Annotated in this window: 4 protein-coding genes and 3 pseudogenes; 3 read left to right on the top strand and 4 right to left on the bottom strand. The window is 73.7% G+C overall.

The annotated features are described in order from the left end of the window. Nucleotides 1-92: 92 nt before the first annotated feature. Nucleotides 93-362 (bottom strand): annotated as a pseudogene (locus ABZT17_RS44700) (PhoD-like phosphatase N-terminal domain-containing protein); the annotation flags it as partial. Nucleotides 363-548: 186 nt separating this feature from the next. Beyond that, a complete protein-coding gene (locus ABZT17_RS44695) occupies nucleotides 549-2,060 on the bottom strand; it encodes a PLP-dependent aminotransferase family protein (protein WP_356357927.1) in 1,512 nt (503 codons plus the stop codon). Here ABZT17_RS44695 and ABZT17_RS44690 point away from each other — a divergent pair. After that, a pseudogene (locus ABZT17_RS44690) lies at nucleotides 2,051-2,941 on the top strand (DMT family transporter); the annotation flags it as partial. The gene ABZT17_RS44695 and the pseudogene ABZT17_RS44690 overlap by 10 nt on opposite strands. 111 nt (nucleotides 2,942-3,052) lie before the next feature. On the opposite strand, the gene ABZT17_RS44685 reads toward ABZT17_RS44690, so the two are convergent. Together ABZT17_RS44685 and ABZT17_RS44680 are read right to left on the bottom strand one after the other, a co-directional pair. After that, nucleotides 3,053-3,883, bottom strand: a complete 831-nt coding sequence (locus tag ABZT17_RS44685; RefSeq protein ID WP_356357926.1) for an alpha/beta fold hydrolase — start codon at nucleotides 3,881-3,883, stop codon at nucleotides 3,053-3,055. 161 nt (nucleotides 3,884-4,044) lie between these two features. After that, a pseudogene (locus ABZT17_RS44680) lies at nucleotides 4,045-4,631 on the bottom strand (NAD(P)-binding domain-containing protein). Nucleotides 4,632-4,745: 114 nt separating this feature from the next. Here ABZT17_RS44680 and ABZT17_RS44675 point away from each other — a divergent pair. Both ABZT17_RS44675 and ABZT17_RS44670 read left to right on the top strand, forming a co-directional pair. After that, nucleotides 4,746-5,630 (top strand): RNA polymerase sigma-70 factor, encoded by an 885-nt coding sequence (locus ABZT17_RS44675; protein ID WP_356357925.1) that lies wholly within the window; start codon nucleotides 4,746-4,748, stop codon nucleotides 5,628-5,630. Nucleotides 5,631-5,812: 182 nt separating this feature from the next. After that, nucleotides 5,813-6,574: a GntR family transcriptional regulator gene (locus ABZT17_RS44670; protein ID WP_356357924.1), complete on the top strand. Its 762-nt coding sequence runs from the start codon at nucleotides 5,813-5,815 to the stop codon at nucleotides 6,572-6,574. Nucleotides 6,575-6,651 lie beyond the last annotated feature (77 nt).

Genomic DNA, 6,651 nt, shown 5'->3' with positions numbered 1-6,651 from the left:
GACCGCCGCCATCTGGCACAACGACCAGACCGGAGAGCCGATCTACCGCTCACTGACCGCCTACGATCACTGACCCCTTGGAATCGATCATCTAGCAGCGGACCATGCCAGCGGCGTGGGTCGCGGAACGACTCGGTCGCCGACGTCTCGACGATCATCCGCGCCGGCCGGTCGGAACGCACCCACACCAGGCCGGAGTCGGTGGTCACGTCTCCCGCCTGCACACCCCAGCTCGCCTTCGGACGCCCCGAGAGAGCGAACGCCGGAGCCGCGCCGAGCGCGGTGGGCAGGGTCAGGGCCGCCGAAGCGGCGAGGGAGCCGCGCAGGACGCTGCGGCGGCCGGGGAACGGACGGTGGGACATGGATGCGCCTCCAGGGACGGGATCCGGCCAGTGTGCGATGCCACAACTACTGGTGCGCTTCGGCGCACACGGAAACCACAGGTGAACAACTGACCGCGGGGACACGGGAGCCGACGCGGACCCCCGCCGACCCCGGAGGCGCGAAGCCCCGGCGGTACGTCGATTTCCGCGCCCGACGCCCTGTGTTCACACCGCGGTCGCCTCGGCCATCAGCCGAACGCCGGACCGGATGCGCGCGGGCGGCAGATGCGCGTACCCGAGGACCAACCGCACGCCGTCGCTCCCGTCCTGCCCGGCACGCGCGTGCGTGTACCGCGTCAGCGCGCGTACGGCCACCCCCGCGCCGTTCACGCGCGCGAGGAAGCGCTCCTCGGGGCCGTAGCGGGGTGGGAGCTCGGCGATGACATGCAGGCCCGCGGCGATCCCGGTGACCTCCGAACCGGGGAAGTGCTCCTCCAGCGCCGCCACCAGCGCGTCGCGGCGCTCGCGGTACGCCCGCTGGCAGCGCCGCAGCTGACGGTCGTAGTCGCCGTGCTCCACGAAGCGGGCGAACAGCGCCTGGTCCAGGGCGGGATGGCCGAGATCCATGGTCCGCTTGCGCTCGACGACCTCCTCGGTCATCGATTCCGGCACGAGCAGCCAGCCGAGCCGCAGACCCGGGGCGAGCGACTTGCTGACCGAGCCCGTGTAGGCCACGTGTTCCGGGTCGAGTCCCTGGAGCGCGCCCACGGGAGCCCGGTCGTAGCGGAAGTCGCCGTCGTAGTCGTCCTCCAGGACGAGCCCGTCCACGGACCGCGCCCAGTCGAGCAGTCCGGCGCGGCGGCGGGCCGAGTACGCGATGCCGGTGGGGAACTGGTGGGACGGTGTCGTCACCACGGCCCGTACGCGCGACTCGCGCAGTGGGCCGAGGAGGAGCCCCTCGCCGTCCATGGGCAGGGGCACCGTGGTCACGCCCGCCCCGGCGTACAGCGTGTCGTGCTGGGGGCTGCCGGGGTCCTCCACGCCGATCGTGCGCACCCCGCGCGCGTGGAGCACGAATCCGAGCAGTGCCGTCGCCTGCGCCACCCCGGAGACGACGACGATCCGCTCCGGGTCCGCCACCACACCCCGGCGGCGCGTCAGCAGTTCCGTCAGCGCGGTGCGCAGCCGGGGCAGTCCGCGCGGGTCGGGATAGCCGAGGTCCTGGTGGGGGAGTTCCGCCAGTGTGCCGCGGTGTGCGGCCGTCCACGCGGTGCGCGGGAAGAGCGACAGGTCCGGTGTCCCGGCCACGAAGTCGGCCTCGGCGCCGGGGGAGCGCGGTGCGAGGTCACGCGCGCGTGGACGCGCGGCCCGCACGGCGCCGCCCACCCAGGTGCCGGCGCCCCGCCCGCTGCGGAGATAGCCCTCGGCCGTCAACTGCTCGTACGCCTCGGTGACCAGCCCCCGCGACACACCGAGGTCGGCCGCCAGCTCCCGGCTCGACGGCAGCCTTGTGTCCGGCGCCAGCCGCCCCGACCGCACCGCCTCGCGCAACGCGGCCTGCAGCGAACGTCCACGCGTGCGTGCGGGCGCCGACGCGGCGGGCAGCAGCAGCTCCCAGGCGGTGGACGCGAACTGCCGTTCAGGACCGGCCGCGTCCCCCGGCCCGGGCTCGTCCGCGCGGCCTCCCACCCCAACCGCCGCCGCTCGCCCCTCCCGATTGGTCCCCGATGACGTCATGGAAGTGGACCTTAATCCGGACCGCCGCGCTGCCTAGCGTCGCCACCATGAACGCCACCACCCGCGGAGCCCTGCTCGCCGCACTCGCCGGTGTCCTCGTCGGAGGGTCCTTCACCGCGAACAGCGTCCTGGGCCACTACCCGTACGCCGGCGGCCAGTTCCTGCGCTACGGCCTCGCCTGCCTGCTGCTCCTGCCCCTGGTCGGCGCCGGAGCGCCGGCCCGCCTCCGGGCCCTCGTGCCCCGCCAGTGGGTCCGCCTGGCCCTGCTCGCCGCCATCGGCATGGTCGGCTTCAACCTTGCGGTGCTCGCCGCCGAGCGCACCGCCGAACCGGCGGTGCCCGGCGTCTTCGTGGGCTGCGCGCCCGTGGTCGTGGCCGTCGCGCTCCCGCTGCTGGAGGGGCGCAGGCCCCGGCGCACCGTCCTGTACGGGGCGTTCCTCGTCGCGCTCGGCGCCTGCACGGTCCAGGGCTGGGGGCGCACGGACGGCACCGGACTCGCCCTCTCCGCGTGCGCGCTGGTCGGCGAGGCCGGGTTCGCCGTGCTCGCCGTGCCCGTACTGCGCCCTCTGGGGCCGCGGCTGCTGTCCGCCACGGTGTGCGGGATCGCGGCCGTCGAGTCGGCCGCGGCCGGGCTGCTCCTCGACGGCACCGCGTGGTTGCGACGCCCTGACGGCACCGAGGCCGCCGCCCTGCTGTGGCAGGCGGCGGTCGTCACGGTCGTGGGATTCGTGTGCTGGTACATGGGCGTGCAGCGGATCGGCACCGAGCGCGCCACGCTCTTCTCCGGCCTGATCCCGGTCGCCGCCGCCTGCACCGCCCCGTTGGTGGGAACGGGCTCCTACGGGCCCGCTCAGGCCCTCGGAAGCGCCCTCGTGGGCGCCGGAGTCGCTCTCGGCTCCGGCGCGTTGACAGGTCTCGGCTCCGTCGCGTCGACACGCGGGTCCGGGATGTCGTCCCCCGGCTCCGGCGCGTCGGTCCCCGGCTCCGGACCGTCAGCGGCTGCCGTCGAGGATGACGCGGGCGACCAGCGCCGGGTCGTCGTTCATCGGGCAGTGGCCGCAGCCGGGCAGCCGCACCAGACGGGCCTGCGGGATGATCTGCTTGGCGCGCACCCCCTGGCGGCGCACGAGCAGCAGGTCGCGGGTGCCCCAGGCCACCGTCACGGGAAGGCCGGGCACGTCGTCCCGGAACTGGACGGCGGCGCCCGACCGGAGGGTCGCGTCGAACCCGGTGGCCTGAGCGAGAGCCAGCGTCTCGGCGACCACCGCCTCGGGTGATCGGCGGCCGGGGCGGGCGTAGATGGTGCTCGTCAGCATCGTCCGGCCGGCCGCCGAGCGCGAGAGCTGTTCGACCAGCGGAAGCGGCAGCCGCCGGGAGATCCTGCGCATGGCGAGGAGGACACCGAAGGCGTAGCGGCGCTCGGCCTCCGACCAGAATCCCGCCGGGGAGAGGGCGGTGACGGACCGTACGAGTTTCTCGCGGCCCAGTTCCAGAGCGAGCAGCCCGCCCAGGGAGTTGCCCGCCACATGCGGCCGGTCGAGCTCCAGCGCCTCGCAGAACGCCCCGAACACGGCGGTCGTCGTGGGCAGGTCGTAGGCCAGTCCGGCGGGCAGCCCCGGGGACGCGCCGAAGCCGGGCAGGTCCACGGCGATCACGTCGCGCTCGGTCGCGAGGAGGTCCACCACCGGGTCCCAGGCCTGCCGGTGGTGACCGATGCCGTGCAGCAGGAGCAGGGGCTCACCGCTGCCCACGCGCGTGTAGTCCACGGTCACGGGCTGCGGGCCGCGTGGAGAGGGGACCTTGAAGGAGACGGTGGCGGACATGGGGGTGCTCCTCGTCTGGGGCTCGCTGACGGACGCCGTGTAGACAGCTTGTCAGCAATTGCTACCGACGGGTAGCCCCTGAGGTCCACTGAGGTGCGCCAGGTAGCCCCTGAAGTCCACCGGGTGGCCCCGATGTCCAAGGCCTCGCGCCCGCGGCGCTCTCAACGTGCCCTGCGCACCTCGAGGTTGAACTCCCCGTGCCCCATCTTCCGGAACAGGTCGAGCCACAGGGGCAGCACCATCTCCACGCCGCGTGCCGAGCGGATGCCGCCCAGGTCGAGCACCCGGTGCGGCGGCCATCCGAACTCACCGAGCAGAGCGGTGACCTGCTCCTTGGCCGCCGCGTCGTCCCCGCACACGAAGATGTTGTGCTCGCCCGGCACCAGCGACGGCTCCACCATCACCTTGCAGTTGACGGTGTTGAGGGACTTCACCACGCGCGCGTGCGGGAACGCCCGCTGGATCTGCTCGCCCACGCTGTCCGACTCGACGGGGTCGAGCCGCAGCTCCCCCTCCTCGAACGCGAGCGGATTGGACACGTCGATGACGACCTTGCCGTCCAGATTCGCCGCCCCCGCCGCTTCCAGGGCGGCCGGCGCCACCCGCCCGCCCCGGTGTCGCGCGCCCACTCCAGGGCGGCCGGGTTGTCCTTGGTGCGGGAGCCCAGTGTCACCTCATGGCCCAGCTCCGCCAGCTTCGTGCCGAGAGTGCGTCCGACCTCGCCCGTGCCCAGAACCGCGTACCGCATGGCCACCTCCGCCATTCCGGCCCGCCGACCACCGGCGGTCCCCGGGGCCATTCTGCTCCGGGGACACGCGGATTTCCCCTGGACATGTCCGGAGCCGTCGCATGGGATGGGGCCGTGACGACCGACACCGGGACCGATGTCTTCGAAGAGCACCGCCCCGTTCTGCTGGGCGTGGCGTACCGCATGCTCGGCCGGGTGGCCGACGCGGAGGACGTGGTCCAGGAGGCCTGGCTGCGCTGGTCCGGCGCCGACCGCGGCGAGGTGCGCGAACCGCGCGGCTATCTGGTGCGCGTCACCACCCGCCTCGCCATCGACCGGCTGCGCCAGGTGAAGGCGCGCAACGAGGCCTACGTCGGCCCCTGGCTGCCGGAGCCGTACGCGACCGACTTCGGGGACGCCGTCCCGGACACCGCGGAGCGCGCCGTCCTGGCCGACTCGGTGTCCCTGGCCGTCCTGGTCGTCCTGGAGTCGCTCTCGCCGCTGGAGCGGGCCGTCTTCGTCCTCAGGGAGGCCTTCGGCTACCCCTACGCGGAGATCGCCGCCATGCTCGACCGCGGCGAGGCGGCCGTACGGCAGCTCTCCGGGCGGGCCCGCAGGCATGTGGAGGAACGGCGGCCGCGGTACGAGGTCGACCCGGTCCGGCGCCGTGAACTGACCGAGCGCTTCCTCGCCGCCGCCGGGGAGGGTGACCTGGAGGGCCTGCTGGCCCTGCTCGCGCCGGATGTGCGGCTCGTGGGCGACAGCGGCGGCAAGTCGCGGGCGCCGCTGCGGGTCCTGGAGAGCGCCGACAAGGTGGGCCGCTTCCTCGTCGGGGCCGCCCGGAAGGGCGTACCGGACCCGACCTTCCGGTTGATGGAGCTCAACGGCGGCCCCGCCCTCGTCGTCCTGTCCGCCGGCAAACCGGACAGCGTCTTCCAGCTGGACGTCTACGACGGCCGTATCCAGGCGGTCTACATCATCCGCAACCCCGACAAGCTGGGGTCCCTGCCCGCCGTGTGAGGCCGTCGCACGAGCGCTCCGTCGGCGCCGCGCGCGCAAGCGCTCTCTGTCTTCACCTATGGGTTCGAGGATTGGTCTTGACCAAGGGTTTGGGCCGCCCTATGGTCGCAGAGAAGTGCAACAACCTTTAATAAACAAGGGCGCTAAAACGCCGCCGGACCACGGCGATTGCGGAGGACAGGGTGGGGACCACGCAGCTGGAATCGGTGCCGGAACCGAAGTACTGGCATCTCAAGACCGTGCTCAGTGAGGCACTGGACTCCGAATTCTCCGTGGGCGAGATCCTGCCCAACGAGCGCGATCTCGCCGCCCGCTTCGGCGTCGCCCGCGCCACGCTCCGCCAGGCGCTGGAGCAGCTCGAACTCGAAGGCAGGCTGCAGCGCCGCCGTGGGGTCGGCACGACCGTCGCGCCCCCGCGCGTGGGCGTCGCCGTCGGCACCGAGCAGCACGCGTGGCCGAGTGCCGCCGACGACGTCTGGCAGGCCGTCGACTGCGCGGTCGCCGTGCCGCCCGCGGCCGTCGCCGCCGCGCTGGAGACCGGAGCGGACGAACCCGTGTACACCGTGCGGCGCTCCCGGGTGTCCCACGGCCAGCCCGTCGCCGCCGAGCTGCTCTACATCCCGGCGTCGTCGGTGCCGGAGCTCTCCGCCATAGACGCTCCCTCGGGACCGGCACGCGCGCGTGCGGTGCTGCGCGAGCTGCAGCGGCTGGAGCTGGAGGGCCGGGAGAGCGCGGTCGAGCTGGGCTCGGCCCGCGCGGACGACGCCAAGGAACTGGACCGCCTGCCGGGCGCGCCGGTCCTCGTCGTCACCACCCGGTTCCTCGCCGAGGGCCGCACCGCGGCGCTCTCCGCCGCCACGTACCGGGCCGACACCTGCCGGCTGACCTTCGGTGACTCCGGCGGCGTGGAGATCCACGAGGACCCCGAGCGCCGGGCCTCCTGAGCCGGCACACCGCGACACACGCCCCGCGCCCCGTGCCGCGGCCGGAGACCTGGTCCTGGACGCCGTACGGCACCGCC

This window comes from Streptomyces sp. NPDC005648 (assembly GCF_040605395.1).
GTDB lineage: Bacteria > Actinomycetota > Actinomycetes > Streptomycetales > Streptomycetaceae > Streptomyces.
The sequence above is the reverse complement of the archived record's forward strand: the minus strand, read 5'-3'. Positions and strand labels throughout refer to the sequence as shown.